At 63.8% G+C, this 25,482-nt stretch carries 26 protein-coding genes; 20 read left to right on the forward strand and 6 right to left on the reverse strand.

Annotation, left to right across the window (positions count from 1 at the left end; translation table 11 throughout):
* Positions 1 to 10: 10 nt before the first annotated feature.
* The 6 genes from CK218_RS10580 to CK218_RS10605 all read left to right on the forward strand — a co-directional run bounded on the left by CK218_RS10580 (position 11) and on the right by CK218_RS10605 (position 4,483).
* Positions 11 to 436, forward strand: coding sequence for a hypothetical protein (locus tag CK218_RS10580; protein WP_095827664.1), 426 nt, complete (start codon positions 11 to 13; stop codon positions 434 to 436).
* Positions 433 to 1,071, forward strand: a complete 639-nt coding sequence (locus CK218_RS10585) for an SGNH/GDSL hydrolase family protein (protein WP_066989681.1) — start codon at positions 433 to 435, stop codon at positions 1,069 to 1,071. Before CK218_RS10580 ends, CK218_RS10585 begins: the two co-directional genes overlap by 4 nt.
* Positions 1,072 to 1,097: 26 nt before the next feature.
* The gene (lpdA, locus tag CK218_RS10590) at positions 1,098 to 2,543 is read left to right on the forward strand and encodes a dihydrolipoyl dehydrogenase (protein ID WP_066989683.1); all 1,446 of its coding nucleotides are present in this window, start codon (positions 1,098 to 1,100) and stop codon (positions 2,541 to 2,543) included.
* 102 nt (positions 2,544 to 2,645) lie between these two features.
* Positions 2,646 to 2,903, forward strand: coding sequence for a GlsB/YeaQ/YmgE family stress response membrane protein (locus CK218_RS10595; RefSeq protein WP_066989685.1), 258 nt, complete (start codon positions 2,646 to 2,648; stop codon positions 2,901 to 2,903).
* 130 nt (positions 2,904 to 3,033) lie between these two features.
* Positions 3,034 to 3,999, forward strand: coding sequence for a lipoyl synthase (lipA, locus tag CK218_RS10600; protein WP_095827970.1), 966 nt, complete (start codon positions 3,034 to 3,036; stop codon positions 3,997 to 3,999).
* A gap of 7 nt (positions 4,000 to 4,006) precedes the next feature.
* Complete coding sequence (locus CK218_RS10605; RefSeq protein ID WP_066989693.1) at positions 4,007 to 4,483, forward strand: type II toxin-antitoxin system RatA family toxin; 477 nt, start codon at positions 4,007 to 4,009, stop codon at positions 4,481 to 4,483.
* Here CK218_RS10605 and CK218_RS10610 read toward each other — a convergent pair.
* Together CK218_RS10610 and CK218_RS10615 are read right to left on the reverse strand one after the other, a co-directional pair.
* Positions 4,480 to 4,962, reverse strand: a complete 483-nt coding sequence (locus tag CK218_RS10610) for a CinA family protein (RefSeq protein ID WP_066989696.1) — start codon at positions 4,960 to 4,962, stop codon at positions 4,480 to 4,482. The genes CK218_RS10605 and CK218_RS10610 overlap by 4 nt on opposite strands.
* Positions 4,959 to 6,176, reverse strand: coding sequence for a bifunctional 2-C-methyl-D-erythritol 4-phosphate cytidylyltransferase/2-C-methyl-D-erythritol 2,4-cyclodiphosphate synthase (locus tag CK218_RS10615; RefSeq protein ID WP_066989699.1), 1,218 nt, complete (start codon positions 6,174 to 6,176; stop codon positions 4,959 to 4,961). Before CK218_RS10615 ends, CK218_RS10610 begins: the two co-directional genes overlap by 4 nt.
* A 139-nt stretch (positions 6,177 to 6,315) precedes the next feature.
* Between CK218_RS10615 and dusB the strand changes: the two genes are divergently transcribed.
* The 8 genes from dusB (at position 6,316) to hflX (ending at position 16,500) form a co-directional block, all read left to right on the forward strand.
* Positions 6,316 to 7,344, forward strand: coding sequence for a tRNA dihydrouridine synthase DusB (dusB, locus tag CK218_RS10620; RefSeq protein WP_095777648.1), 1,029 nt, complete (start codon positions 6,316 to 6,318; stop codon positions 7,342 to 7,344).
* Positions 7,341 to 8,483, forward strand: coding sequence for a nitrogen regulation protein NR(II) (locus CK218_RS10625; RefSeq protein WP_095827665.1), 1,143 nt, complete (start codon positions 7,341 to 7,343; stop codon positions 8,481 to 8,483). Before dusB ends, CK218_RS10625 begins: the two co-directional genes overlap by 4 nt.
* The gene (ntrC, locus tag CK218_RS10630; protein WP_095827666.1) at positions 8,480 to 9,940 is read left to right on the forward strand and encodes a nitrogen regulation protein NR(I); all 1,461 of its coding nucleotides are present in this window, start codon (positions 8,480 to 8,482) and stop codon (positions 9,938 to 9,940) included. Before CK218_RS10625 ends, ntrC begins: the two co-directional genes overlap by 4 nt.
* 119 nt (positions 9,941 to 10,059) lie before the next feature.
* Positions 10,060 to 12,351 (forward strand): PAS domain-containing sensor histidine kinase, encoded by a 2,292-nt coding sequence (locus CK218_RS10635; RefSeq protein WP_095827667.1) that lies wholly within the window; start codon positions 10,060 to 10,062, stop codon positions 12,349 to 12,351.
* Positions 12,341 to 13,702 carry a sigma-54 dependent transcriptional regulator gene (locus CK218_RS10640; RefSeq protein ID WP_066989715.1) on the forward strand — a complete coding sequence of 454 codons (1,362 nt, stop codon included), beginning with the start codon at positions 12,341 to 12,343 and terminating at the stop codon, positions 13,700 to 13,702. Before CK218_RS10635 ends, CK218_RS10640 begins: the two co-directional genes overlap by 11 nt.
* Before the next feature lie 156 nt (positions 13,703 to 13,858).
* Entirely contained in the window at positions 13,859 to 14,722 is an 864-nt protein-coding gene (locus CK218_RS10645) for a D-amino-acid transaminase (RefSeq protein WP_095827668.1), read from the forward strand.
* A 143-nt stretch (positions 14,723 to 14,865) separates the two neighbouring features.
* On the forward strand, positions 14,866 to 15,111 hold the full coding sequence (gene hfq / locus CK218_RS10650) for an RNA chaperone Hfq (protein ID WP_066989720.1): 246 nt from the start codon (positions 14,866 to 14,868) through the stop codon (positions 15,109 to 15,111).
* Positions 15,112 to 16,500 carry a GTPase HflX gene (gene hflX, locus CK218_RS10655; RefSeq protein WP_095827669.1) on the forward strand — a complete coding sequence of 463 codons (1,389 nt, stop codon included), beginning with the start codon at positions 15,112 to 15,114 and terminating at the stop codon, positions 16,498 to 16,500.
* A gap of 8 nt (positions 16,501 to 16,508) precedes the next feature.
* Here hflX and mazG read toward each other — a convergent pair whose 3' ends face one another.
* A complete protein-coding gene (gene mazG / locus CK218_RS10660) occupies positions 16,509 to 17,333 on the reverse strand; it encodes a nucleoside triphosphate pyrophosphohydrolase (protein ID WP_095827670.1) in 825 nt (274 codons plus the stop codon).
* A gap of 82 nt (positions 17,334 to 17,415) precedes the next feature.
* Positions 17,416 to 18,600: an amino acid aminotransferase gene (locus CK218_RS10665; RefSeq protein ID WP_095827671.1), complete on the reverse strand. Its 1,185-nt coding sequence runs from the start codon at positions 18,598 to 18,600 to the stop codon at positions 17,416 to 17,418.
* Between the two features lie 187 nt (positions 18,601 to 18,787).
* On the opposite strand from CK218_RS10665, the gene CK218_RS10670 reads away from it, so the two are divergent.
* The 5 genes from CK218_RS10670 to CK218_RS10690 all read left to right on the forward strand — a co-directional run bounded on the left by CK218_RS10670 (position 18,788) and on the right by CK218_RS10690 (position 22,328).
* Positions 18,788 to 19,309: a sigma-70 family RNA polymerase sigma factor gene (locus CK218_RS10670; RefSeq protein WP_245434976.1), complete on the forward strand. Its 522-nt coding sequence runs from the start codon at positions 18,788 to 18,790 to the stop codon at positions 19,307 to 19,309.
* Positions 19,306 to 20,079 carry an anti-sigma factor gene (locus tag CK218_RS10675; protein WP_095825423.1) on the forward strand — a complete coding sequence of 258 codons (774 nt, stop codon included), beginning with the start codon at positions 19,306 to 19,308 and terminating at the stop codon, positions 20,077 to 20,079. The genes CK218_RS10670 and CK218_RS10675 overlap by 4 nt, the downstream gene beginning before the upstream one ends.
* Positions 20,080 to 20,117: 38 nt before the next feature.
* Positions 20,118 to 20,834 (forward strand): Bax inhibitor-1/YccA family protein, encoded by a 717-nt coding sequence (locus CK218_RS10680; protein WP_066989741.1) that lies wholly within the window; start codon positions 20,118 to 20,120, stop codon positions 20,832 to 20,834.
* A 204-nt stretch (positions 20,835 to 21,038) separates the two neighbouring features.
* Positions 21,039 to 21,914: an aldose 1-epimerase family protein gene (locus CK218_RS10685; RefSeq protein WP_095827673.1), complete on the forward strand. Its 876-nt coding sequence runs from the start codon at positions 21,039 to 21,041 to the stop codon at positions 21,912 to 21,914.
* A gap of 3 nt (positions 21,915 to 21,917) precedes the next feature.
* Positions 21,918 to 22,328: a hypothetical protein gene (locus CK218_RS10690; RefSeq protein WP_095827674.1), complete on the forward strand. Its 411-nt coding sequence runs from the start codon at positions 21,918 to 21,920 to the stop codon at positions 22,326 to 22,328.
* 52 nt (positions 22,329 to 22,380) lie between these two features.
* On the opposite strand, the gene CK218_RS10695 is transcribed toward CK218_RS10690, so the two are convergent.
* On the reverse strand, positions 22,381 to 23,130 hold the full coding sequence (locus CK218_RS10695) for an outer membrane beta-barrel protein (protein ID WP_280950820.1): 750 nt from the start codon (positions 23,128 to 23,130) through the stop codon (positions 22,381 to 22,383).
* A gap of 264 nt (positions 23,131 to 23,394) precedes the next feature.
* On the opposite strand from CK218_RS10695, the gene CK218_RS10700 reads away from it, so the two are divergent.
* Positions 23,395 to 23,787 (forward strand): GFA family protein, encoded by a 393-nt coding sequence (locus tag CK218_RS10700; protein WP_095827676.1) that lies wholly within the window; start codon positions 23,395 to 23,397, stop codon positions 23,785 to 23,787.
* 23 nt (positions 23,788 to 23,810) lie between these two features.
* Here CK218_RS10700 and CK218_RS10705 read toward each other — a convergent pair whose 3' ends face one another.
* Positions 23,811 to 25,328, reverse strand: coding sequence for a winged helix-turn-helix domain-containing protein (locus CK218_RS10705; RefSeq protein ID WP_245430610.1), 1,518 nt, complete (start codon positions 25,326 to 25,328; stop codon positions 23,811 to 23,813).
* Positions 25,329 to 25,482: the final 154 nt, after the last annotated feature.

Consider the following 25,482-nt stretch of genomic DNA (forward strand, 5'->3'; position numbering starts at 1 on the left):
GAAAAAGGCGGTGCGGAATTTCTTCACCAGCCTTTTCGCCTTCATTCTTTCCGGTCTGGCCGGCGTACTTGTCGTTCAAGAGCTGGCGGTCATCACCGGCGCGACAGAGGAATGCATTCTGGTCTTCGCGGCCACGGTGATGATCGTCGTTGTGGTCACGGTCGCCTTCGTCCTCGTTCAATTCCGAGGCAAGCCGGTGCGGGCGCTCGATGGGATGCTGTGGCTGCTGCTTGCGCTTTTCTGTCTCGGGCTGCTGGCGCTGGTGGGCTGGACGTTTTCGGTGCCGGCCGAGAGCCGGGCGACCGCAGATGACCTTTCGATCGTTGCCGGGGTGATCCTGCCGGGCGTAGCGGCGATCATCGTGCAATGGCTGTTCGTGCGCTGGCGGCTCAAGCGCTCGGCGGCGGGGTTCGGCAGGGGTGGGGCAAGCGCATGAAGACTATTCTCTGTTACGGCGACTCGCTGACCTGGGGCTACGACGCTGCCAACCTCGGGCGCCATGCGCTGGGGGACCGCTGGCCCAGCGTGCTCAAGACGGCGCTGGGCGACGGCATCGAGGTCATCGCCGAAGGGCTGAACGGCCGCACCACCGCCTTTGACGATCACCTCGCCGGTGCCGACCGCAACGGCGCGAGAACGCTGCCGACGATCCTTACGACGCACGCGCCGCTCGACCTGATCATCATCATGCTGGGCGCCAACGACATGAAGCCGTGGATCCACGGCAATCCCGTAGCCGCAAAGCAGGGCATGCAGCGCCTGATCGATATCGTGCGCGGCCACGACTATCCGTTCGACTGGCCGGCTCCGCAGATTCTCATTGTCGCGCCGCCCGCGGTGACGCGCACCGAGAATGCCGAATTCAAGGAAATGTTCGCCGGCGGCGATGACGCCTCGAAGCGGCTGGCGCCGCAGTATTCTTCGCTTGCCGACGAGGCCGGCTGCGGCTTCTTCGACGCCGGCACCGTGGCGACGACCACGCCGCTCGACGGTGTCCATCTCGATGAGGAAAACACGCGGCGGATCGGTCAGGCACTGGCCCCCCTCGTGCGTGTGATGCTTTCATTCTAACCCCAAGAAAAATCAGGGAGAAACCCGTGGCTGAGAACTACGACGTCATCATCATCGGCTCAGGCCCCGGCGGCTATGTCACCGCGGTGCGTTCCGCCCAGCTCGGCTTCAAGACGGCGATCGTCGAGCGCGAGCATCTCGGCGGTATCTGCCTCAACTGGGGTTGCATCCCGACCAAGGCGCTTCTGCGCTCGGCGGAGATCATGCATTATTCGGACCATCTCAAGGATTACGGCCTGAAGCTCGACGGCAAGGTCAGCCCCGACACCGCTGCCGTCGTCGACCGCTCGCGAAAGGTTTCGCTCAGGCTGAATGGCGGCGTCGCCTTCCTGATGAAGAAGAACAAGGTCGACGTCATTTGGGGTGAGGCGAAACTCTCAAAGCCGGGTGAGATCGTCGTCTCCAAGACCGCCAAGAAGCCGATGGAGCCGCAGCCGCCGGTGCCGAAAGGCGTCAAGGTCGAGGGAACCTATACCGCCAAACACATTATCCTGGCGACCGGCGCCAGGCCGCGTGCGCTGCCGGGCATCGAGCCGGACGGCAAGCTGATCTGGACCTATTTCGAGGCAATGGTGCCGAAGGAGATGCCGAAGTCGCTGCTGGTGATGGGCTCGGGCGCCATCGGCATCGAGTTCGCTTCCTTCTACCGCACCATGGGCGCCGAGGTGACGGTTGTAGAGCTGCTGCCGGCGGTGATGCCGGTCGAGGATGCCGAGGTCTCGAAATTCGCGCAGAAACAGTTCGAGAAGCAAGGCATGAAGATCCTGCTCGAGGCCAAGGTGACCAAGGTCGAGAAATCTGCCAACTCGGTCACCGCGCATGTCGAGATGAAGGACGGCAAAGTCGAGAAGATCACCGCCGACCGCATGATCTCGGCCGTCGGCGTGCAAGGCAATATCGAGGGCCTCGGCCTCGAGGCGCTTGGCGTCAAGACGGATCGCGGCTGTGTCGCGGTCGACGGCTACGGCAGGACGAACGTGCCCGGCATCTATGCCATCGGCGATGTGGCCGGGCCGCCGATGCTCGCCCACAAGGCCGAGCACGAGGGCGTGATCTGCGTCGAGAAGATCGCCAATATCCCGGGCGTGCACGCCATCGACAAGCTGAAGATCCCGGGCTGCACCTATTGCAGCCCGCAGGTCGCCTCGGTCGGCCTGACCGAAGCCAAGGCCAAGGCCGAGGGCAAGGACATCCGCGTCGGTCGCTTCCAGTTCGGCGCCAACGGCAAAGCCATCGCGCTCGGCGAGGACCAGGGCTTCATCAAGACCATCTTCGACAAGAAGACCGGGCAGCTGCTGGGCGCGCATATGATCGGCGCCGAGGTGACTGAACTCATCCAGGGTTTCGTCGTGGCGATGAACTTGGAGACCACAGAGGAAGAGCTGATGCACACGATCTTCCCGCACCCGACCCTGTCGGAGATGATGAAGGAAAGCGTGCTCGACGCCTATGGCCGCGCTTTGAACGCATGATAGACTGCTTGCGCGAGACTCAGACGCGGCAGCCGGAGGATTCTGAGGGCAAAGCAGTTCGTATCCGGATGCATTTTCACCTGATCAAGGAGGAATTGGCATATGGACGTGAATGGCGTGGGCTGGATAGCAGCCATCATCATTGGAGGCTTGGCCGGATGGCTCGCCGAAATGGTCATGAAGAGCAACACCGGCATCCTCATGAACATCATTTTGGGTATCGTCGGCGCGATCGTTCTCAATGCGATCTTACAGGCTCTCAACATCCAGTCCTTCGGCGCCGGCTGGTTCGCGTATTTGATCACCGGTTTCATCGGCGCCTGCCTGCTGATCTTTGTCGGCCGGCTGGTACGGCGCTGAGCCCCAGCGAAGTCCGTTATGCGAAAATGGCCGTGGCGGCATGCGCCGGCGTGGCCTTTTTCTTTATTCCGAAAAGTCCTAGATGACGCAGACAGGCGGCCGCGATGCGGGCGGCCGCGAAGGGTTCGAAATGGTCACTGTTCTCGACACGATCGCCAATGCGCCGCGCCCGCGGCATCCCGAAAAGGCGCACAGGCCGGACCAGGAAGTGCTGCGCAAGCCGGACTGGATCCGCGTCAAGGCGCCGGTTTCGAAGGGTTACGCCGAGACGCGCGAGATCGTGAAGTCGCACAAGCTGGTGACGGTGTGCGAGGAGGCCGGATGCCCGAACATCGGTGAATGCTGGGACAAGAAGCACGCCACCTTCATGATCATGGGCGAGATTTGCACGCGCGCCTGCGCCTTCTGCAATGTCGCCACCGGCATCCCGACCGCCCTCGACGCGGATGAGCCGGCGCGTGTCGCCCATGCGGTCAAGCAGATGGGCCTCAGCCACGTCGTCATCACCTCTGTCGACCGCGACGACCTCGTCGACGGCGGCGCGCAGCATTTCGCCGACGTCATCCACGCCATCCGCGCCGCCGCGCCTTCAACGACGATCGAGATCCTGACGCCCGACTTCCTGCGCAAGGACGGCGCACTTGAGATCGTCGTTGCGGCCAAGCCCGACGTCTTCAACCACAATCTGGAAACCGTGCCGTCGAATTACCTGACGGTGCGGCCGGGCGCCCGCTACTTCCACTCGATCCGGCTGCTGCAGCGCGTGAAAGAACTCGATCCGTCGATCTTCACCAAGTCCGGCATCATGGTCGGCCTCGGCGAGGAGCGGAACGAAGTGCTGCAGCTCATGGATGACCTGCGTTCGGCAAATGTCGACTTCATGACCATCGGCCAATACCTGCAGCCTTCGAAGAAGCACCATCCGGTGATCCGCTTCATCACGCCGGACGAGTTCAAGTCCTTTGAGACGATCGGCAAGACGAAGGGCTTCCTGCTGGTCGCTTCGAGCCCGCTGACGCGCTCCTCGCATCATGCCGGCGAGGATTTCGCCAGGCTGCGCGCGGCGCGCGAGGCGCAGCTCAAGAAAGCCAGCTGACGCTTTCATGCCGAAATTCGAAGCCACCCGCCGCGTCGCCTACACGCCGGAACAGATGTTTGCGCTGGTGGCGGATATCGAGACCTATCCGCAATTTCTGCCGCTCTGCGAGGCGCTGACGGTGCGCTCGCGCAAGGAGCGCGACGGCCGCACCATCCTCGTCGCCGACATGAGCATCGGCTACAAGGCGATCCGCGAAACCTTTACGACCCAGGTGCTGCTCAAGCCCGACGAGAACGCCATCGACGTCAAATACATCGACGGCCCGTTCAAATATCTCAGCAACATCTGGCGCTTCGATCCGGCCGATGGCGGCTGCGAAGTGCATTTCTTCATCGACTACGAATTCAAGAGCCGCATTCTCGGCGCGCTGATGGGCACGATGTTCGATCGCGCCTTCCGCATGTTTTCCGAAGCATTCGAGAAGCGAGCGAACGTGATCTACGGCGCAGCGCAAGGCACGCCTGATCCGCGGATAGCCTAGGCCAGCGCTCGCAGGCCGAGCTGCAGCGCGTGCCGGACCGTCTCGTGGCGGATGAATTCCCGCCCCTTATGACCAAACAGCTGGCACTCGACGACGACCGGCTGGCCGGCAAATGCTATCCCGAACCAGACGAGACCCACCGGCTTTTCCGACGAGCCGCCGCTCGGGCCGGCAATTCCGGTGACCGCAAGGGAGAGGCTCGCGCGCGAATGCGTCAGCGCGCCCGCCGCCATCTCCCTGACCGTCTCACCCGAGACCGCGCCATGCGCCTCAAGCGTTGCCGCGGAGACGCCGAGCATCTCCATCTTGGCTTCGTTGGAATAGGTGATGAAGCCGCGATCGACCACGGCGGAAGAGCCGGCAATGTCGGTCAATGCTGCAATGATCAGACCGCCGGTGCAGCTCTCGGCCGTAGCCAGCATGATGCCGCGCTGCTGACAAGCCTGGAGCAGGGCGTTGGCTAATTCCGCGTTGCTCATGCCGGCACGTCTCCCGGATAGACGACGCTGGCCGTCGCGATCGCCGCAATGCCTTCGCCGCGCCCGACAAAGCCGAGCTTCTCGTTGGTCGTCGCTTTGATCGAAATGCGTTCCGGCGCAATGCCGAGCATCGCCGCCAGCGCCGCCGTCATCGCCTCGCGATGCGGCCCCACCCGCGGCGCCTCGCAAATCAGCGTGATATCGGCATTGGCGATGCGCCCGCCGTGCTCGCGCACCAGCTTCGCGGCATGCTCGACGAAGATCTTCGAGGCAGCGCCCTTCCATTGCCGGTCCGATGGCGGAAAATGCGTGCCGATGTCGCCGGCGCCGCAGGTGGCGAGCAACGCATCGGTGAGCGCATGAAGCCCGACATCGGCGTCCGAATGACCGGAGAGTTTCCGGTCATAGGGGATAGTGACCCCGCACAGAGTGACGTGGTCGCCCGCTTCGAACGCGTGCACATCGTAGCCATTGCCGGTGCGGATGTCCGGAAAGCGCGGCAGCGCATTTGAGAGCCGCTGGTCGGCCATCGCGATATCCCTTGCCCAGGTGAGCTTGATGTTGTCCGGCGAGCCCTGGACGATCTTGACCGGAATATGCGCCCATTCGGCGATCGCCGCGTCGTCGGTGAACTCGCTTTTGCCGAGATGATGCGCCTTCTCGTGCGCCGCCAGCAACGGCCAGAACGGGAAGCCTTGCGGTGTCTGCGCCGCGTGCAGGCCGGCCCTCGACACCGTCTCCTCGATCATGCCCTCGGCCGATTCCCGCTTGAGCGTGTCGGCGACGGGCAGCGCCGGCAGGGCGCCCTGGCGCTTGCCGATGGCCTCGATGGTTCGGTCGATGAGCCCATGATCGACAAACGGGCGCACCGCATCATGCACCAGCACCTTTGCCGGCGCCTGCTCCCTCAGCGCCAAAAGTCCCAGCCGGACGGAAGCCTGGCGGGACGGACCGCCCATGACGATGAGCGTGCGCGTAGCATTAGCTCCCGCCGCGCGCTCGAACAGCTCGCGGTCGTCGGCGTGGATCGCCACCACCACTGGCCCGACGGCTGGATGTGACAGGAATCTTTCCAGCGTATGCGCAATGACGGCGCGTCCGCCGATGCGCTGATACTGCTTCGGCCCCTCGGCCTGTCCGGCACGGGCGCCGCGGCCGGCGGCGACAATGACCACGCCGACCTTGCCGTCCGGTTTTTCACTTGTGTCAGTCATGGCGAGAGGCTTAGTCGCGGCTCGCAGGGAAGGCCAGCATTTTCCAAAATGCGCCTTAATGTGACGTCATTGCGCGTTGCACAATGGCTTGCATCTGGCTACACAATGTGCAGCAATCGAATATGCTTGGTTTTTGTGCATGCCTGAATTGACCACATTGGCTTCGCCGCTCGACGTCGGCGGCGTAAGGATACGCAACCGCGTGTTCCTGGCGCCGATGTCCGGCATAACCGACGAGCCGTTCCGTCAGCGTGCGCATGCGCATGGTGCCGGGCTGGTCGTGTCGGAAATGGTGGCGAGCGGCGAACTGGCCAAGGGCAGGGCCGGCTGCGATCTGCGCATCCGCCATTCCGGGCTGCCCGTCCATATGGTGCAGCTTGCTGGCCGCGAGGCAGCGCACATGGCCGAGGGCGCGCGAATCGCGGCGGGCGAGGGCGCCGACATCCTCGACATCAACATGGGCTGCCCGGCAAAGAAGGTGACGGGCGGCTATGCCGGCTCGGCGCTGATGCGCGATCTCGATCACGCGCTCTCGCTGATCGAGGCGGTGGTCGGTGCGGTCTCGGTGCCGGTGACGGTCAAGATGCGGCTCGGCTGGGAGGAAAGCGCGCTCAACGCGCCCATGTTGGCGCGCCGCGCCGAGCTGGCCGGCGTGCGCATGGTGACCGTCCACGGCCGCACGCGCTGCCAGTTCTATCAGGGTAAGGCCGATTGGCGCGCCATTGCGCGCGTCAAGGAAGCGGTCTCGATCCCGGTGGTGGCCAATGGCGATGTCGGCTCGCCGGAAGAGGCTGCGACGATCCTGGATCAATCAGGCGCCGACGCGGTGATGATCGGCCGTGCCCATTACGGCGCGCCGTGGACCGCCGGTAGCATCGCGGCAGCCGCCGCTGGCATGTCTGCAACCGATATTCCCCAAACGCCCCAGACGCTCGCCGACTACGTGGTTGCGCATTACGAGGACATGCTCTCGCTCTACGGCGTCGAAAGCGGGCTTCGCCAGGCGCGCAAGCATCTCGGCTGGTATCTGGACAGCCACGCGACTGGTGTTTCGGCGGAACGGCGCAAGCATATCCTCACTTCCTTCGAGCCGGCTGAAGTGATCGCCGGGCTGCGTCAAGCTTTTACCGAAAGCGCGGCATCGCCAGAATTGCGGAGCGCGGCATGAATACGAACCTCCCACAGCCGGCCGACACCGCGGATGCCGCCGATATCGTGCTGAACACCATTCGCCGCCCGGTGATCATGGTCGATGCCGACGGCTTCATCACCTTCGCCAACGCGGATGCAGAGGATTTCTTCCGCTCCAGCGCGACCATGCTGGCGCGCAACACGTTGTCCAAGCTGGTCCCGTTCGGCAGTCCGCTGCTGACCTTAGTCGACCAGGTGCGCGAGCGCCGCGCGCCGGTCAACGAATACCGCGTCGACGTCTCTTCGCCGCGCCTCGGCATCGAGAAGATGGTCGACCTCTATGTCGCCCCGGTGCCGGAGTTTCCCGGCTCGGTCGTGGTGATGTTCCAGGAGCGGTCGATGGCCGACAAGATCGACCGGCAGATGACACATCGGGGCGCCGCCCGTTCTGTCACCGGCCTGGCGGCCATGCTGGCGCATGAGATCAAGAACCCGCTCTCCGGCATCCGCGGCGCGGCGCAACTGCTCGAGCTCTCAGCCTCCGACGAGGACCGTGCGCTCACCCGCTTGATCACCGACGAGACCGACCGCATCGTGTCGCTGGTCGACCGCATGGAGGTGTTTTCCGACGAGCGGCCGATCGAGCGCTTTCCCGTCAACATCCATGTCGTTCTGGATCATGTGAAAGCGATCGCCAAGAACGGCTTCGCAAAAAAAATCAAGATCTTGGAGGAATATGATCCATCGCTTCCTCCAGTCTATGCCAACCGTGACCAGCTGATCCAGGTGTTCCTCAACTTGGTCAAGAACGCCGCGGAGGCGATCGGCGCCGACCCGCAGGGCGAGATCGTGCTGTCGACGGCTTTCCGGCCCGGCATCCGCGTTTCCGTGCCGGGAACGCAAGACCGCGTCTCGCTGCCGCTGGAATTCTGCGTGCACGACAACGGCCCCGGTGTTTCAGAGGACATCCTGCCGATCCTCTTCGATCCGTTCATCACCACCAAACCGAACGGCTCGGGCCTCGGGCTGGCCCTGGTCGCCAAGATTGTCGGCGAGCATGGCGGCATCATCGAATGCGATTCGACGCAGCGTGGAACCACTTTCCGCGTCTTGATGCCGGCCTGGAAGGACACTTTGCCCAACGCCGGCGACGAAGCTGAAGGAGACCGCAAATGACCGTTCGCGGCAATATCCTCGTCGCCGACGACGATGCGGCGATCCGCACCGTGCTCAACCAGGCGCTGTCGCGCGTCGGCCATGAGGTGCGCGTGACCTCGAACGCCTCGACGCTGTGGCGCTGGGTGGCTGCCGGCGAGGGCGACCTCGTCATCACCGATGTGGTGATGCCGGACGAGAACGCCTTCGACATGCTGCCCCGCATCAAGAAGGCGCGGCCCGAGCTGCCGGTTATCGTCATGAGCGCGCAGAACACTTTTATGACCGCCATCCGCGCCTCCGAGACCGGCGCCTACGAGTATCTGCCGAAGCCGTTCGATTTGACCGAGCTGCTCAACATCGTCAATCGCGCGCTTGCCGAGCCGAAGCGGCCGAAGCTGGATTCCCGCGCCGACGACCAGCCGGAGACGATGCCGCTGGTCGGCCGCTCGGCGGCCATGCAGGACATCTACCGCATGCTGGCCCGCATGATGCAGACCGACCTGACGGTGATGATCAGCGGCGAATCCGGCACCGGCAAGGAGCTGGTAGCGCGCGCGCTGCACGAATACGGCCGCCGCCGCGGCGGGCCTTTCGTGGCCATCAACATGGCCGCGATCCCGCGCGACCTGATCGAATCGGAACTGTTCGGCCATGAGAAGGGCGCCTTCACCGGCGCGCAGAACCGCTCCACCGGCCGCTTCGAGCAGGCCGAAAGCGGCACGCTGTTCCTCGACGAGATCGGCGACATGCCGATGGAGGCGCAGACGCGCCTGCTGCGCGTGCTCCAGCAGGGCGAATACACCACCGTCGGCGGCCGCACGCCGATCAAGACCGACGTGCGCATCGTCGCCGCCACCAACAAGGATTTGCGGACCCTGATCAACCAGGGTCTGTTCCGCGAGGACCTGTTCTACCGCCTGAATGTCGTGCCGCTGCGACTCCCGGCGTTGCGAGAGCGTTCTGAAGACGTGCCTGACCTTGTCCGGCATTTCTTCAAGCAGGGCGCCAGCGAAGGCCTGCAGACCAAGCGCATTTCCGCCGGTGGCATCGAGCTGATGAAGCGCTATCCCTGGCCCGGTAATGTGCGCGAGCTGGAAAATCTGGTGCGCAGGCTCGCCGCGCTCTATTCGCAGGACGAGATTTCGGCCGAGATCATCGAGGCCGAACTGAAGACCGGCGAGCGATCTGTCGTGCCGGACGGCGGCGCGCTGATCCCCGACGATCTGTCGATCGGCCAGGCGGTCGAGCATTTCCTGCAGCGCTATTTCGCCTCGTTCGCCGGCGATCTGCCGCCGTCCGGGCTCTACCAGCGCATCCTCGCCGAGGTCGAATATCCGCTGGTGCTGGCTTCGATGACCGCGACGCGCGGCAACCAGATCAAGGCGGCCGAGCTTCTGGGCCTGAACCGCAACACGCTGCGCAAGAAGATCCGCGAGCTTGGCGTCAACGTCTACAAGGCCGCCAGGCAGCCCTGAGTTGCCCTTCACTTTTGGGAATTAAGTCGGGGAAAGATTTCCGTCCCGGCCACACTTGTTGCATAATCGCCACAATGCGTTGCATACATCCGACGCAATGACCGACTCTAGACGGCGATATGGCTGCTGAGGCTCCGACACTGAACCAACCGCTTTTCAGCCGGGCCGGCGTTCGCGACGGTCGCCGGCTGCTGGCGCTGCCCGGCGTGGTCGCGATCGTCGGCGCCATGATCACCGCAGCGATCTCGTTTGCGATCCTTGTCGGTGCGACCCCAATTGCGCCGAATGCAAACGCCACCTGGGCGCTGATCGCGCTCAACGCCGTCTTCGTCCTGTTCCTGATCGCCCTGATCAGCCGCGAGATCCACCGCATCGTCATGGCGCGCAGGCACGGCCGTGCAGCATCGCGGCTGCATGTGCGCATCGTCGCCATGTTCGCGCTGGTCGCCGCCATCCCGGCGATCATGGTCGCGATCATCGCCTCGATCACGCTCGATATCGGCCTCGACCGCTGGTTCGAGATCCGCACCAAAACGATCGTCAATTCGTCGCTGTCGATCGCCGATGCCTATGTCCAGGAAAATGCGCGCAACCTGCAGGGCACGACCCTGTCGATGGCCTACGACCTCGACGCCTCGCGCACGCTCTACGGGCTCGACCGCACCGGCTTCCTCGATCTCATGAACAAGGAGGCCGTTGGCCGCGGACTGGCGCATGCGGCGCTGATCAAGCCCGATGGCTCCTTCGTCATGAGCGCCAAGACCGACGCCGACTTCGCCATGCCGGAGCCGCCCCCTGGCGCGGTCAACACGGCCGCCGACGGCAAGCCGGTGCTGATCGAGCCGCGCACCCGCAACATCATGGGCGCCATCGTCAAGTTGCGCGAGATCGAAGGTCTTTATCTCTACACGATCCGGCTCGTCGACCCGGACGTTATCAAGGCGCGGCAGATCGTTCGGTCGAACACCGACGAGTATCGCGGACTGGAAGAGAACCGTCGCACTTCGCAAGTCGCGTTCGCGCTGCCCTATCTGTCGCTGACCCTGATCGTCATCCTGTCGGCGATCTGGACCGGCATCGCCGTGGCCGATCGCATTGTCCGGCCGATCCGCCAGCTGATCGGCGCGGCCGACGAGGTGGCGACCGGCAATCTCGACGTCGCCGTCCCCGTGCGTCAATCGGACGGCGACGTCGCTTCGCTCGGCGAGACCTTCAACAACATGATCCTCGAGCTCAAATCGCAGCGCAACGAGCTGCTGTCGGCCAAAGACCTGATCGACGAGCGGCGGCGGTTCTCGGAGGCGGTGCTGGCCGGCGTGACCGCAGGCGTCATCGGCGTCGATCCCTACGGCGTCATCACCATCGCCAATCGCTCGGCCGAAACGATGCTGGCGATCTCGGCGAGTGCCGCGCTCGGACAGAACCTGTCCGCCATCCTGCCGCATGTCGGTCGCGTCTTCGAGATCGGGCGCCAATCCGGCAAGCCGGTCTATCGCGAGCAGGTGACCTTCTTCCGCGCCGGCATGGAACGGACTTTCAATGTCCAGGTCACCGTCGAGGCCGGAGACGACGGCTCGGAAGAAAAATCCTATGTCGTCACCATCGACGACATTACCGATCTCGTGCAGGCGCAGCGGTCTTCGGCCTGGGCCGATGTGGCGCGGCGCATTGCCCATGAGATCAAGAATCCCCTGACGCCCATCCAGCTCTCGGCCGAGCGCATCAGGCGCCGTTACGGCAAGGTCATTACCGAGGACCGCGAAGTCTTCGATCAGTGCACCGACACCATCATCCGTCAGGTTGAGGACATCGGCCGCATGGTCGACGAATTCTCGGCCTTCGCCCGCATGCCGAAGCCGGAGATGAAGGTGATAGACCTGCGCGAGTCGCTGCGCGAAGCTTCGTTCCTGGTGGAAGTCAGCCGCTCCGACATTGCTTTCCAGCGTGATTTCGGCAACGAGCCGCTCAAGGGAACGTTCGACAGCCGCCTGATGGCGCAGGCCTTCGGCAACGTCATCAAAAACGCCGCCGAGGCCATCGACGGACTTGATGCGCAAGACCGTTCCGACGGCACAATCCGGATTCAAGCCGGGCGCCAAGATGGCGCCATAAGAATCGATGTTATCGACAACGGCAAAGGGCTGCCGCGCGAGAATCGGCAGAGACTGCTCGAGCCCTACATGACGACGCGCGAAAAAGGCACCGGCCTTGGCCTCGCTATCGTCAAGAAGATCGTGGAGGACCATGGCGGCCGGCTCGAATTGCACGACGCGCCGCCCGATTTCCACGGCGGCCGGGGCGCGATGATCTCGATCATCTTGCCACCGGCGGCGGTCGTCCCCGCGCCGCCACGCGGCGAAGGCCGCGACGAACACGAACGAGAAACTGAAAAGGTCGGTAATGGCGTCTGACATTCTCATCGTCGATGACGAGGAAGACATCCGCGAACTGGTCGCTGGCATCCTGAGCGACGAAGGTCACGAAACCCGCACGGCACACGATGCCGACAGCGCGCTGGCGGCGATTGCCGATCGCGCGCCACGGCTGATTTTCCTCGATATCTGGCTGCAGGGCTCGCGCCTCGACGGTCTGGCGCTGCTCGACGAGATCAAGACGATGCATCCGAACATGCCGGTGGTGATGATCTCCGGCCACGGCAACATCGAAACGGCGGTGTCGGCCATCCGGCGTGGCGCCTATGATTTCATCGAGAAGCCGTTCAAGGCCGACCGTCTCATCCTGATCGCCGAGCGCGCGCTGGAAACTTCGAAACTGCGGCGCGAGGTCTCCGACCTCAAGCTGCGCAGCGGCGAGACCTTCGACCTGATCGGCATGTCGTCAGCGATGAGCCAACTGCGGCAGACCATCGAGCGTGTCGCGCCCACCAACAGCCGCATCATGATCATCGGTCCTTCCGGTTCCGGCAAGGAACTGACGGCCCGCGCCATCCACGCGCTGTCGGCGCGCAAGAACGGGCCGTTCGTGACGCTGAGCGCCGCCACCATCACGCCGGAACGCATGGAGATCGAGCTGTTCGGCACCGAATCGAACGGCACCGAACGCAAGGTCGGCGCGCTGGAGGAGGCGCATCGCGGCATCCTCTACATCGACGAGGTCGCCGACATGCCGCGCGAGACGCAGAACAAGATTCTGCGCGTGCTGGTCGAGCAGCAGTTCGAGCGGGTAGGGGGCACAAAGCGGGTCAAGGTCGACGTCCGCATCATCTCCTCCACAGCGCAAAACCTGGAGGCCATGATTGCCGATGGCCGCTTCCGCGAGGACCTCTATCATCGCTTGGCGGTGGTCCCCGTCACGGTGCCGGGTCTCGCCGAACGGCGAGAGGATATTCCGTATCTCGTCGACAATTTCATGAAGCAGATCGCGCGTCAGGCCGGTATCAAGCCGCGCCGCATCGGTGACGACGCGCTGGCCGTGCTGCAGGCGCACAACTGGCCGGGGAACGTGCGCCAGCTGCGCAACAATGTCGAGCGGCTGATGATCCTGGCGCGAGGCGGCGACGTCGACGCGCCGATCACCGCTGACCTTCTTCCCTCCGAGATCGGCGACGTCATGCCGCGCACCCCCAACCAGTCGGACCAGCACATCATGGCGCTGCCGCTGCGCGAGGCGCGCGAGCAATTCGAGAAGGACTATCTGATCGCCCAGATCAATCGCTTCGGCGGCAACATCTCGAAGACGGCCGAGTTCATCGGCATGGAGCGATCAGCCTTGCACCGCAAGCTGAAGTCGCTGGGCGTGTAAAAGCAATTCCAGGAAAAGTGCGCAGCGGCGGTTTGGCTCGGCGGCTTCGCCGTGGCCTTCCGTCTGGAATTCCTAAAGCCGGCTGGCCCACGCGATTGTTCATTACGGCAGCGGCGGAATCGCTTAAGAGAGCCGGACATTTCCCTGAGGTAGCCCATGCCGCGCATTGCCTATGTCAACGGGCGCTACGTCGCCCATGCCGAAGCCCGCGTCCATATCGAGGATCGCGGCTACCAGTTTGCTGACGGCGTCTATGAGGTCTGCGAGGTGGCGCGCGGCTTTATCGTCGACATGCCGCGCCATCTGGCCCGGCTCAAGCGCTCGCTCAAGGAATTGTCGATCGCATGGCCCGTCTCGGAAGGCGTCCTGCCGATGCTGCTGCGCGAGGTGGTGCGCCGCAACAACGTCGTCAACGGTCTCGTCTATCTCCAGGTGACGCGCGGCGTCGCCAGCCGTGAATTCGTCTTTCCCGCAGTCGGCACCCGCCCGTCCTTGGTTATAACCGCCCGGAAGGCCGACCCCTCTGCTGCCGCCAAGCGGGTTGAGACCGGCATCAAGGTCATCACCGTCCCGGAGAATCGCTGGGACCGCGTCGACATCAAGAGCACCGGCCTGCTTGCCAATGTGCTCGCCAAGCAGAAGGCCAAGGAAGCCGGCGCCCAGGAGGCCTGGTTCGTCGACTCCGACGGCACGGTCAAGGAGGGCGGCTCGTCCAATGCCTGGATCGTCACCCGCGACGGCGTTCTGGTGACGCGGCCGGCCGAACACGGCATCCTGCGCGGCATCACCCGCACGACACTGTTCGACGTCGCCGAAAAGCTCGGTCTGAAGATCGAGGAGCGTGGGTTTTCGATCGCCGAAGCCAAGGCAGCGCGCGAGGCTTTCATCAGTTCCGCGACCACGATCGCCATGCCGGTAGTCCAAATCGACGGCGCGCCGATCGCAAACGGCCACCCCGGTTCCATGACACTTTCGTTGCGGCAGGCATTTTTTGACATTGCGGAAAAAAGTCCAGCCTGATAACCGCAAAGGTGGAATGAACCTCAACTATCTCGTTCTGCTTGTCGTTTAGGCGGCAAGAGGGGGTTTGCGCGCTTGACAGGCGCCGCGTAATTTGGCGCATTGGCCTGCAGACCGAAGGGGATCGGCGAAAGACAAAAACAATGGCGGAACGATCGCAAAACCTTCAGGACCTGTTCCTGAATTCAGTTCGCAAGAGCAAAAATCCACTTACCATCTTTCTCATCAACGGTGTGAAGCTGACCGGCGTGGTCACTTCGTTCGACAATTTCTGTGTGTTGTTGCGGCGCGACGGGCATTCCCAGCTCGTCTACAAGCACGCCATTTCCACGATCATGCCGAGCCAGCCGGTTCAGATGTTTGATGGCGAGGAAGGCCAGGGCGCCTGATTGGCACGTGAGCAGGACGCGGACGGCAGAGTTCGCGGGAAACAAGGACATCAACTCGGGCCGGAAGCCAAGGATCCGACCCGGGCCGTTGTCATTGTGCCGGTGCTTGCGCGCCAGCCGCGCGGCGATGAGGATTCGAGCCGCCCGCGCCTGAGCCGCTCGGCGGATGCCCGCCACGACGAGGCGGTCGGGCTTGCCAGCGCCATCGACCTGGACCCGGTCCACACCGCGGTGGTGACGGTCACCGATCCCCGCCCGGCAACGCTGCTCGGCAGCGGCAAGGTGGCGGAATTCGCCGACATCGTGAAGGAACGCAAGGCGGAATTGGTCATCGTCGACCATCCGCTCACGCCGGTGCAGCAGCGCAATCTCGAGAAGGAACTGAACGCCAAGGTGCTCGACCGCACCGGGCTTATCCTCGAGATCTTCGGCGAGCGCGCCAGGACCAAGGAAGGCACCCTGCAGGTCGAGCTGGCGCATCTCAACTATCAGAAGGGTCGGCTGGTGCGCAGTTGGACCCACCTCGAACGGCAGCGCGGCGGCGCGGGTTTCCTGGGCGGTCCCGGCGAAACGCAGATCGAATCCGACCGGCGGATCCTGCAGGACAAGATCACCAAGCTCAAGCATGAGCTGGAAACGGTTCGCCGCACCCGCGACCTGCACCGCGCAAAACGCAAGAAGGTGCCATTTCCGGTAATTGCGATCGTCGGCTACACCAATGCCGGAAAGTCGACGCTGTTCAACCGGCTGACCGGGGCAGGGGTGCTGGCGGAGGACATGCTGTTCGCCACGCTCGATCCGACGCTGCGCCGCGTGCGCCTGCCGCACGGCACGCCGATCATTCTGTCGGACACGGTCGGCTTCATCTCGGACTTGCCGACTCATCTGGTCGCGGCCTTCCGGGCGACGCTGGAAGAGGTCGTCGAGGCCGATCTCGTGCTGCATCTGCGCGATATCTCCGATCCGGACACGGCAGCGCAGGCCGAGGATGTCGAGCGCATCCTTGGCGATCTCGGCGTCGATGCCGCGGACACCAGCCGCGTGATCGAGGTGTGGAACAAGATCGACCTGCTCGACGAAGGCAATCGCGAGCGCCTGCTTGCCGAGAGCGCCGGCGGCAAGGCGCCGCCGATCGCGATATCGGCAGCGACCGGCGAGGGGATCGATGCGCTCAAGGCGCTCATCGAGGCCAGAGTGTCGGGCGAGTTGGAAACGATGACGGTGACGTTGAGCCCCGCTGAGCTCGGCCAGGTCGACTGGCTCTATCGCAATGGCGATGTCGTCTCGCGGAGCGACAATGAGGACGGCAGCGTCACCATCTCACTGACGGCCACGCACAGCGCCCGCCAGGAGATCGAGACCCGGCTGAACCGCAGGAACCACGGCTAGACTGCGGCTTATCTTGCGTTTTTGGCCTGCTGCCAGAGGGTTTCCATCTCGTCCAAAGTCGCCTGTTCCAACGACCTCCCGGAAGCCTCCAACTCCCGCTCGACATAATGGAAGCGCGAGCGGAACTTCTCGTTGGTGCCGCTCAGCGCAGCTTCGGCATCAAGTTTCAGATGGCGGCCGAGATTGACGACGGCAAACAGCATGTCGCCGAACTCATCCTTGATGGGGGCCGCGTCACCCGTGGCCAGCGCCTCGCGCAGCTCGCCGATCTCTTCCTCTATCTTGTCGAGGATGGGTGCTGCCTCGCTCCAGTCGAAGCCGACGCGCGCAGCCTTCTCCTGCAGCTTCAACGCGCGGGTCAGCGCAGGGAGCGCAACCGGCACGCTGTCGAGATAGCCCTTGCCGTGATCTTCCGGGTCGAGGCCGCGCGCGATGCGGGCGTTGCGCTTGTCGGCCTTCTCCACCGCCTTGATCTTCTCCCACATGCCCTTGGCCATGCCGGCGCTGCGCGCCTTCTCGTCGCCGAAGACATGCGGGTGACGGCGGATCATCTTGGTGGTGATCGCCTCCACAACGTCGCCGAACGCGAACTCGCCAATCTCCTGCGCCATCTGCGCGTGGTAGACGACCTGCAGCAGAAGGTCGCCCAGTTCCTCGCGCAGATCGTCGAAGTCGGCGCGCGCGATCGCATCCGCCACTTCATAGGCTTCCTCGATCGTGTAGGGGGCGATGGTGGAAAAGTTCTGCTCGATGTCCCAGGGGCAGCCGGTCTTCGGCGCTCTCAGTGCCGCCATGATCTCGATCAGACGGGAGATGTCTTTGGAGGGTTTCATGCAACAAACCCTAGCTCGCGCCGCGGCGGGCGACCAATCCCGCCGGCTGGCAAAAGCCGATTGTCCACAGTTGCGCCGGCGCTCAGTCGAGTACCGAAACGATCGCCTTGGCGAGCTCGTCCATGCCGTCCTCAGGCAGACCTGCCACATTGATGCGGCTGTCACCCACCATATAGACGGCGTGCTCGGTGCGCAGCCGCTCAACCTGCGCTTCGGTGAGCCCCAGGCGGGAGAACATGCCGCGATGGCTGGCGACGAAATCGAAGCGATCGGAGTTGGATTGCCGACGCAACGCCTCGGCGAAGGCGACACGCAGCCTGAGCATGCGCAGCCGCATCTCCTCGAGTTCCGTCTCCCAGACCTTCTTCAGATCGGCGTCTTCCAGCACCATGCGTACGGCCGCAGCGCCATGGTCCGGCGGCATCGAATAGAGCGCTCGCGCCGCTGCCAGCATCTGGCTCATCGCCACGTCGGCCTGTGCGCCGTCCTTGGCCATGATCATGGCGGCACCGACGCGGTCGCGATAGACGGCGAAATTTTTCGAGCAGCTCGAGGCGACGACCATCTCGGGCACCTTGCCGGCGAGCAGCCGCAGGCCGGCGGCATCGGCGTCGAGCCCTTCGCCAAAGCCCTGATAGGCGATGTCGACGAAAGGCAGCAGGCCGCGCTCAAGCAGAACGTCGGCAACGTTCGCCCATTGCGCAGCATCCAGGTTGGCACCGGTCGGGTTATGGCAGCAGCCATGCAGCAGCACGATATCCCCGCTATTGGCGGTCTTGAGCACCGCCAGCATGTCGTCGAAACGAACAGCGCCGGAAACAGCGTCGAAATAAGGATAGTCGCGCACCTGTAGGCCGGCGGCGCGCATCACCGGCAGGTGGTTCGGCCAGGTCGGATCGGTGAGCCACACCGTCGCGCCTGGGCGCGTGCGCTGCAGAAGCTCGGCCACCAGCCTGAGGGCGCCCGATCCGCCCGGCGCCTGCGCTGCGCGGATGCGCGAATGATCGGCCCTCTCGCCGAAGGCAAGCTTGATCATGGCGGCGTTGAAGCCGGTGTCGCCGGCGAGGCCGAGATAGGTCTTGGTGTCCTGGCCCGCAAGCAGCCGCTTTTCGGCCTCGCGCACGGCCCGCATCACCGGCGTCCTGCCGTCGCGATCCTTGTAGACGCCGACACCCAAGTCGACTTTGCCGGGGCGCGTGTCGGCGCGGTAAAGGCCGATCAACGCAAGGATCTTGTCGGCGGGCGCGGGCTGCAGGGTCTCGAACATCGATCGGGCTCCAGTGGCGGCGGAGTGATACGCAAATCGGCCGCGCTTCGCCAGCGGTTTCCTCCATATGCCGCTTGGGTGTTCGCTCACCCGAAGCCGGCGCAACTCCTCGCGGGAATCGCAGAAAGAAACGGCAGCCAGGGATTAAAATCCCCACATGCTCCGTAAACAGGGCATGAAACGGTCGATGGCACGCTTCGATATCGTCGGGCAGTTGGGCTCGCTGCGGCGCTACGCACGCTCGCTGACGCGCGACAGCGCCGATGCCGAGGATCTGGTCCACGACGCGCTGGTGCGCGCCTATGAGCGGCGCGGCACCTTTCGTTCGGGCGGCAACCCGCGCGCCTGGCTGCTGGCGATCCTGCACAACATCTTCATCGACCGCATGCGCTCGCGGCGGTCCGAGGCAGCGCGCATCGAGCAGGCAGGCCGTCTCGCCGAGCAAAACATGCCGGCGTCCCAGGACCATTCGGTGCGCCTTTCGCAGGTGCGCGAAGCCTTCCTGTCGCTGCCGGAAGAGCAGCGCGCCGCGCTGCATCTCGTCGCCATCGAAGGGTTGAGCTACGCGGAGGCCGCCGACGTCAGTGGCGTCCCGCTCGGAACCCTGGTGTCGCGCATCGGCCGCGCTCGTGCGGCGCTGCGCGAGATGGAGGAGGGCGCTCCGGCGCGCGGCAAAAATCACCTGAGGATCGTGGGAGGTGAATCATGACCGCCATCGTCGATCCGGTGACCGATGCCGATCTCGACGCCTATGTCGACGATCAGCTCGACGTCGCCCGCCGCATCGAGGTCGAGGCGTTCCTGTCCGCTCGTCCCGAAGTGGCTGCGCGTGTGATGTCGGATCTCAGAACGCGCGACGAGTTGCGCGTGGCGCTGGCCGGGCCAGGCGCAATGGCGCGCCCGGCGACGACCGACGCGGCGCGTCGGCTGGAGAGGGTGCTTGTCAGGGACCGTGCCTTTTCCGTGCTGCGGCGCGCCGCGGCCGCCGCCGTGCTGGTGGCGGCGGGGTGGCTTGCGAACGGCGTCTTCGGGCCGATCGCTGTCAGCAAGGTGGTCGCGTCGACGCAGCCGCCCGCCTATGTCGAGGAAGCGGTGAGCGCGCACCGGACGACGCTGGTGCGTGAGACGATGCCGTCCCAGGCCGAAGCGCCAAATTACAATGCCGACGAGATCCGCGCCGCGACCGCGATCGTCATGCCGTCATTGCCCGACGACTGGCGGATCCGCGATGTTCAGATCTATCCGTCGCGGTTCGGGCCGAGCGTCGAGATGGCACTCGAAACGAAGGACCTCGGGCTGGTGTCGCTGTTTGCGATCAGGCCAGGCACGTTCGACGTCGTGAAGCCCACCGTCGCGCCCTTGGGCGATATTTCGTCCGCCTATTTCCAGATCGGCGAGGTCGCTTACGCCGTCGTCGGACAAGGCGATGCCGGCGATCTCGACCGGGCCGCCGAAAAGCTCGCCCGCACTCTCTATTGAAACAGCCAATCGAACCGACCAAACCAAGGAGAAACGAAATGAACAGCCCTAATCTTGGATACCGAATGGGCACCGGCGTTCGGGCCGGTGCCGTCTATGACGAGGGCCTGCGCCGGCACATGCTGCGCGTCTACAACTATATGGGCCTCGGGCTCGTCGTCACCGGCCTCGTCGCCCTTGTTGTGGCCTCGACGCCGGCGCTCTACGTCCCGATCTTCTCCACGCCGCTGAAATGGGTGGTGATGCTGGCGCCGCTCGCCTTCGTCATGTTCTTCTCCTTCAAGATGCAGACGATGTCGGCGGCGAGCGCGCAGGCGATGTTCTGGGCCTTCTGCGCGGTCATGGGCCTGTCGCTGGCTTCCGTGTTCCTGGTGTTCACCGGCACCAGCATCGCGCGCACCTTCTTCATCGCCGCCACCATGTTCGGCGCCACCAGCCTCTACGGCTACACGACCAGGCGCGACCTGACGCAGTTCTCGTCCTTCCTGATCATGGGCCTGATCGGCGTGGTGATCGCGAGCCTCGTCAACCTGTTCCTCGGCTCGACCGCGCTGCAGTTCGCCATCTCCGTGATCGGCATCGCCGTCTTCATCGGCCTGACCGCCTGGGACACGCAGACGATCAAGGAGCAGTATGCCGAGAATTTCGACGCCGAATCGCAACAGAAGCTCGCCGTCTTCGGCGCCTTCTCGCTGTATCTGAACTTCATCAACATCTTCCAGCTTTTGCTGAATTTCACCGGCGAGCGCGAATAGTCCGGACCGTAGCAGGCAACAGCTTCGTACCGTGGCCGACGGGTAAACCGCTGGCCACGGTTTTTCTTTTGGCGTTGCATCTGGCGTGGCAGTGCTGGTCGTTCACGGCGGCTGCTTGAGGGGATGCCGCACTGCCTGCTGCCCTTGAGTTCAGGCGAGGCCTTTTGCTAGCCTGCCGGCCCGACCAGCCAGTCGCGAGGACGCATGGACCAGCTGACGCTTGACGGTGACGGCATCTCGGCGACGATTGTCGGGCAGGGGGCGGAGCTGGTCTCCTTGCGCGATGCCGAAGGCGCGGAACTTCTGTGGCAGGCGGGGCCTGAATGGCGGCGTCATTCGCCGGTGCTGTTTCCGATAGTCGGCCGGCTGAAAGGCGACCAGTTGCGCCATCGCGGCAAAGCCTATCCAATGACGCAGCATGGCTTCGCCCGCGACAGGCGCTTTGCCTGGGCGGAGCAGGGGCCTTCCTCTTGCACGCTGGTCCTGACCGATGACACTGAGACCCGCACCCGCTACCCATTCGCCTTTCGGCTGGCCATAAGCTACAGCCTCGGCCCCAGCCAGCTTGGCGTGACCTTCGAGGTCGCCAACACAGGCGACGAGGTGCTGCCGGCCTCGGTCGGCGCCCATCCGGCCTTCAACTGGCCTTTGCTGCCGGAATTGCCCAAGGAAGCCTACCGGCTGACCTTTGCCGACGATGAACCTGCGCCGATACGACGCCTGAAGGACGGGCTGATGCTGCCGACGCCGCAGCCAACGCCCGTCGAGGGCAAGACGCTTGTCCTCTCCGAGCGGCTGTTCGATGACGACGCCGTCATTCTGGACCGGCCCGCCAGCACCAGCGTGCGCTATGCCGCCGGGCGGGGGCCGGCGATCGAAATGTCGTGGCAGGGATTCAACGAATTGGGCATCTGGTCCAAGCCCGGCGGCGCGCCGTTCCTCTGCATCGAGCCCTGGCATGGCGTTGCAAGCCCGGTCGATTTCGACGGCGAATTCGCCGACAAGCCGGGCGTGATGCTGATCCCGCCAGGCGCCAAGCGCAGGCTGACCTACCGGATCACCATCAGCCGGGATGCGTAAGGCATGGCGTTCGCGATCAAGGCCGAGGTCAAGGATCCGCTGGCCGAGACATTCTCATTCGCGGCGCAGAAAACCATGTATGGCGGCAAGCATATCGCCGAAGGCGACACGATCTTCGTGTTCGCCAGCGAAAACGAAGGCGGACAGGGGCTCATCGCGCGAGGTGTCGTCAGGTCCTCGCAGGCAATTGCGAAACGACCCGATCTTGAACGGCAGACGCCCCGTGTTAGCGTTTCCATCCGTCGCGCCGCCCTGGCGACCAGGCGGTTGGGCCGCGACGAGCTCAAGCACTTCAAGGATTGGAATGACGGCCGGCCGGAGACGGAGCTCAATTTCAAATTCTATCGCCAGGCGACGAACAAGATCGTCGGCATCGCCGAGGAGACCGCGGCGTTTCTCGAAGGGTTTTTCTAAAGGAAAGGCCCGGCGCGGGCCGGGCCGAATTCGAGGCAATTTCGATCGAATATCAGTTGCCGAACTTGTAGCTCAACGTCGCCATGACCACATCGGCCCTGGCCTTTGTCCTGAAATGCTCCGGATTGCTTCCGAGCGAGCCGTCGTCGAATACATTGTTACCCGTGCTGGTCTTGGAGCCGAGATCGATATGCGTGTAGTCGACACCAAGGACAAGTTTGTTAGTGAGAGCGTAGTCTACGCCGGCACCCACCGCATAGCCATTTTGCCACGCGCTTTGCTCGTATGAGACGGCCATCGCCAACGTGCAACAATCATGAGCCCTAAAGCTGACTTCGCCGCCAGCGTAGCCGCCCTTGGCATAGACCATGAAACGATCGAAGGCGTAACCAACCCGGCCTACCACCGTCGCGTAATGCTTTATCTTGGTGGTCTCGGTGTCGCTATCCGGGAAATAAGGGCTGGTGATTGTCTTGTCGATCCCGGTGGCGGTCCAGGTCGCCTCGCCGCCGAAAACGAACGGGTGCCACTGCGCCTGGTAGCCTATGTGCGCGCCGCCCGCGACATTCGTGTCGCTGAAGTTGAAGTCTGTGCCATTGGGCGGAACAGTGTCGGTATAGAAGCCGCCGCCTGGCCTAACATCCGTCGCTTTGATGCGGCTGTTGGCGACGCCGATATGCGCGCCGGCATAGAAGCCGCTCCAGTCGTAAGCCGAGCCGGCGACCGGACCGGTCATGTCCGCAGCCGAAGCCCCAGTCGCGCTGAGCCCAGCCAGCGCGGCGATTGCAAGAAAAGTTCTCACTGAATGTTCCTCCGACCCAAATCAGACCCCATTGAGAGCGCGATCATAGCAAGGTATCGCCGGCTAAGCTGTGACGATTATGTCGCACAGCGATAAAATCAAAGATTGCAAAATGAGACTGTATCAACCTTGATGGCGGCGGCCGCCGAAGACATGCGGCGCCGACGGGCAGGGCGCCAGCCGAAAGGCTGGCGCAGCTTGCATCGACGGCGCAACACGCTTCGTTGCAAACATTCCGGCCACGTGATTTGAAGGAGACGCAACATGGACCGATTCACCGGCGGCTGCCTGTGTCGCAATGTCCGACTTGTGGCGTCGGGCCGCCCATACAGGGTCTGCATCTGCCATTGTCTCGATTGCCGCAAACATCATGGCGCGCTCTTTTACGTTTCGGCGGTATTCCCTCAGGACGCGGTTACGATCGACGGTGAGACGCGCGACTATGCCGGGCGGTTTTTCTGTCCGCGCTGCGGTTCGTCCGTTTTCGCACGCACCGCGGACGAGATCGAAGTGCATCTCGGGACCCTGGACGCCCCAGACCAGCTAGCCCCGACCTACGAAAGCTGGATCATCCGTCGCGAGTCGTGGCTGCCGCCGTTTCCGGTCACCAAACGATACGAGCGCGATCGCGAGGCGACGAGCCGCTTCGAAGAATAGGTCGCGCCATTCCATTCTGGCCGTCAGTCCGGAAGCCCGGCCTTGCGGAACCCGTCAACGAAATGCTCGAGCATCGCGTCGTCGCGGAACGGCTCGGTCCAGACCCAGTGGCTGGTCGTGAAATGCGGGTTGGCGATAAGGAACATCTCGACCTCCGCGCGCGCCTCTTCGAACCGGCCGAGCTGCGCAAGGCTTGCCGCCAGGAAACGGCGTGAGCTGGTCCGATAGGTCTCGTCCCGGCGCAGCGTCTCGATGGCGGCTTCATAGTCGCGGGCCGCATATTGCGCAGCGCCGAGCGTGAGATAGTACCAACTCGGCGGAAACGGGTTCAGCCGGAACGCCTTGCGAATATGCTCGAGGCCCTCTTCGATCCGCCCGGCTAGGACCTCGATGTCGGACAATGTCGCCCAGGCGTCGGCCTCGTTCGGATCGAGCTCGAACGCTTTGGCGAATTCGGCATCCGCCTCGCCGAAGCGATGCTCATAGGCAAGCAGGTTAGCAAGCACCCAGCGGCAGCCGGCGTCGTTTGGGTCGATCGTCACGGCTTTGCGGGCCAACTCCAAGGCAATGCTCCGGTTGGGGTCGACAGGCTCGCCCCAATGCACCCATCCCATCCAATGGTTCATGGCGAGCCAGCGATAGGCTTCGGCATACTCCGGATCGAGCGAGACCGCGCGCGTCAGCATCAGATGCGCCTCCCGCGCCGTCTGAGGCGAGTCGTCGATCAGTTTTCGCGCCCGCACGCACAGATCGTAGGCCTCGAGATTCTTGGGCCGATTGCGCGGCGGCTGCGTGCGCAGCCGGCCGAGCAGCGCCTCCACGATCTTGGCCGTTACCTCGTCCTGGACGGCAAAAATATCTTCCAGACTGCGATCGAAGCGTTCCGCCCACAGATGTTCACCGCTCACCGCGTCGACAAGCTGCGCGTTGATGCGCACACGCCCCGCGGCGCGCCTTGCGCTCCCCTCAAGCAGGTAACGCACGCCAAGGTCCTCGGCGATCGCGCGCACATCCATCGGCTTTCCCTTGTAGACAAAGACCGAGTTGCGCGCGATGACGAACAGTCCCGCGTTCCTGGACAGGTCGGTGATCAGGTCTTCGGTCAACCCGTCCGCGAAGGATTCCTGCTCGGGATCATTGCCGAAATTGACGAAGGGCAGCACGGCTATCGAAGGCTTGCCGGGCAGTGGCAAAGGTTTTCGTTTCGTCTCGCCAAGCTGTTCGATGACCCCCGTGAAGCGATAGCCGACGCGCGGCACCGTAGCGATCCATTCACCGCCGTCGGCGGCGGGGCCGAGCAGCTTTCTGAGCTGCGCGATCTGGACGGTGAGGTTGCCTTCCTCGACGGCCGTGCCCGGCCATGCCGCGTCCATCAGCTCGGCCTTGGCCAGGATTTCGCCGGGACGTTCCACGAGCGCGGCAAGCAGCTTCAGCCCCCGATAGCCGGCGGCCACGGGGACATCGTTCCGAAGCAACGTTCCCGCAGCTGAATCAAGCACGTACGGGCCGAAGGCAAAGCGCGATCCCTGCATGCGGCGCATCTATAGAGCAATTCCAGGAAAAGTGTGAGACGGGTAGAGCAGTTCGTCATGTCCGATGAACCGCTCAGGCCGATTTGGAAGTTTTGAGAACTATTTGGATGCGCTTAATTACGGCGCAGCCCGCATCCTGCAGAATCCAACCTCATTCAGGTGG

This window comes from Mesorhizobium sp. WSM3879 (assembly GCF_002294915.1).
Lineage (GTDB): Bacteria > Pseudomonadota > Alphaproteobacteria > Rhizobiales > Rhizobiaceae > Mesorhizobium.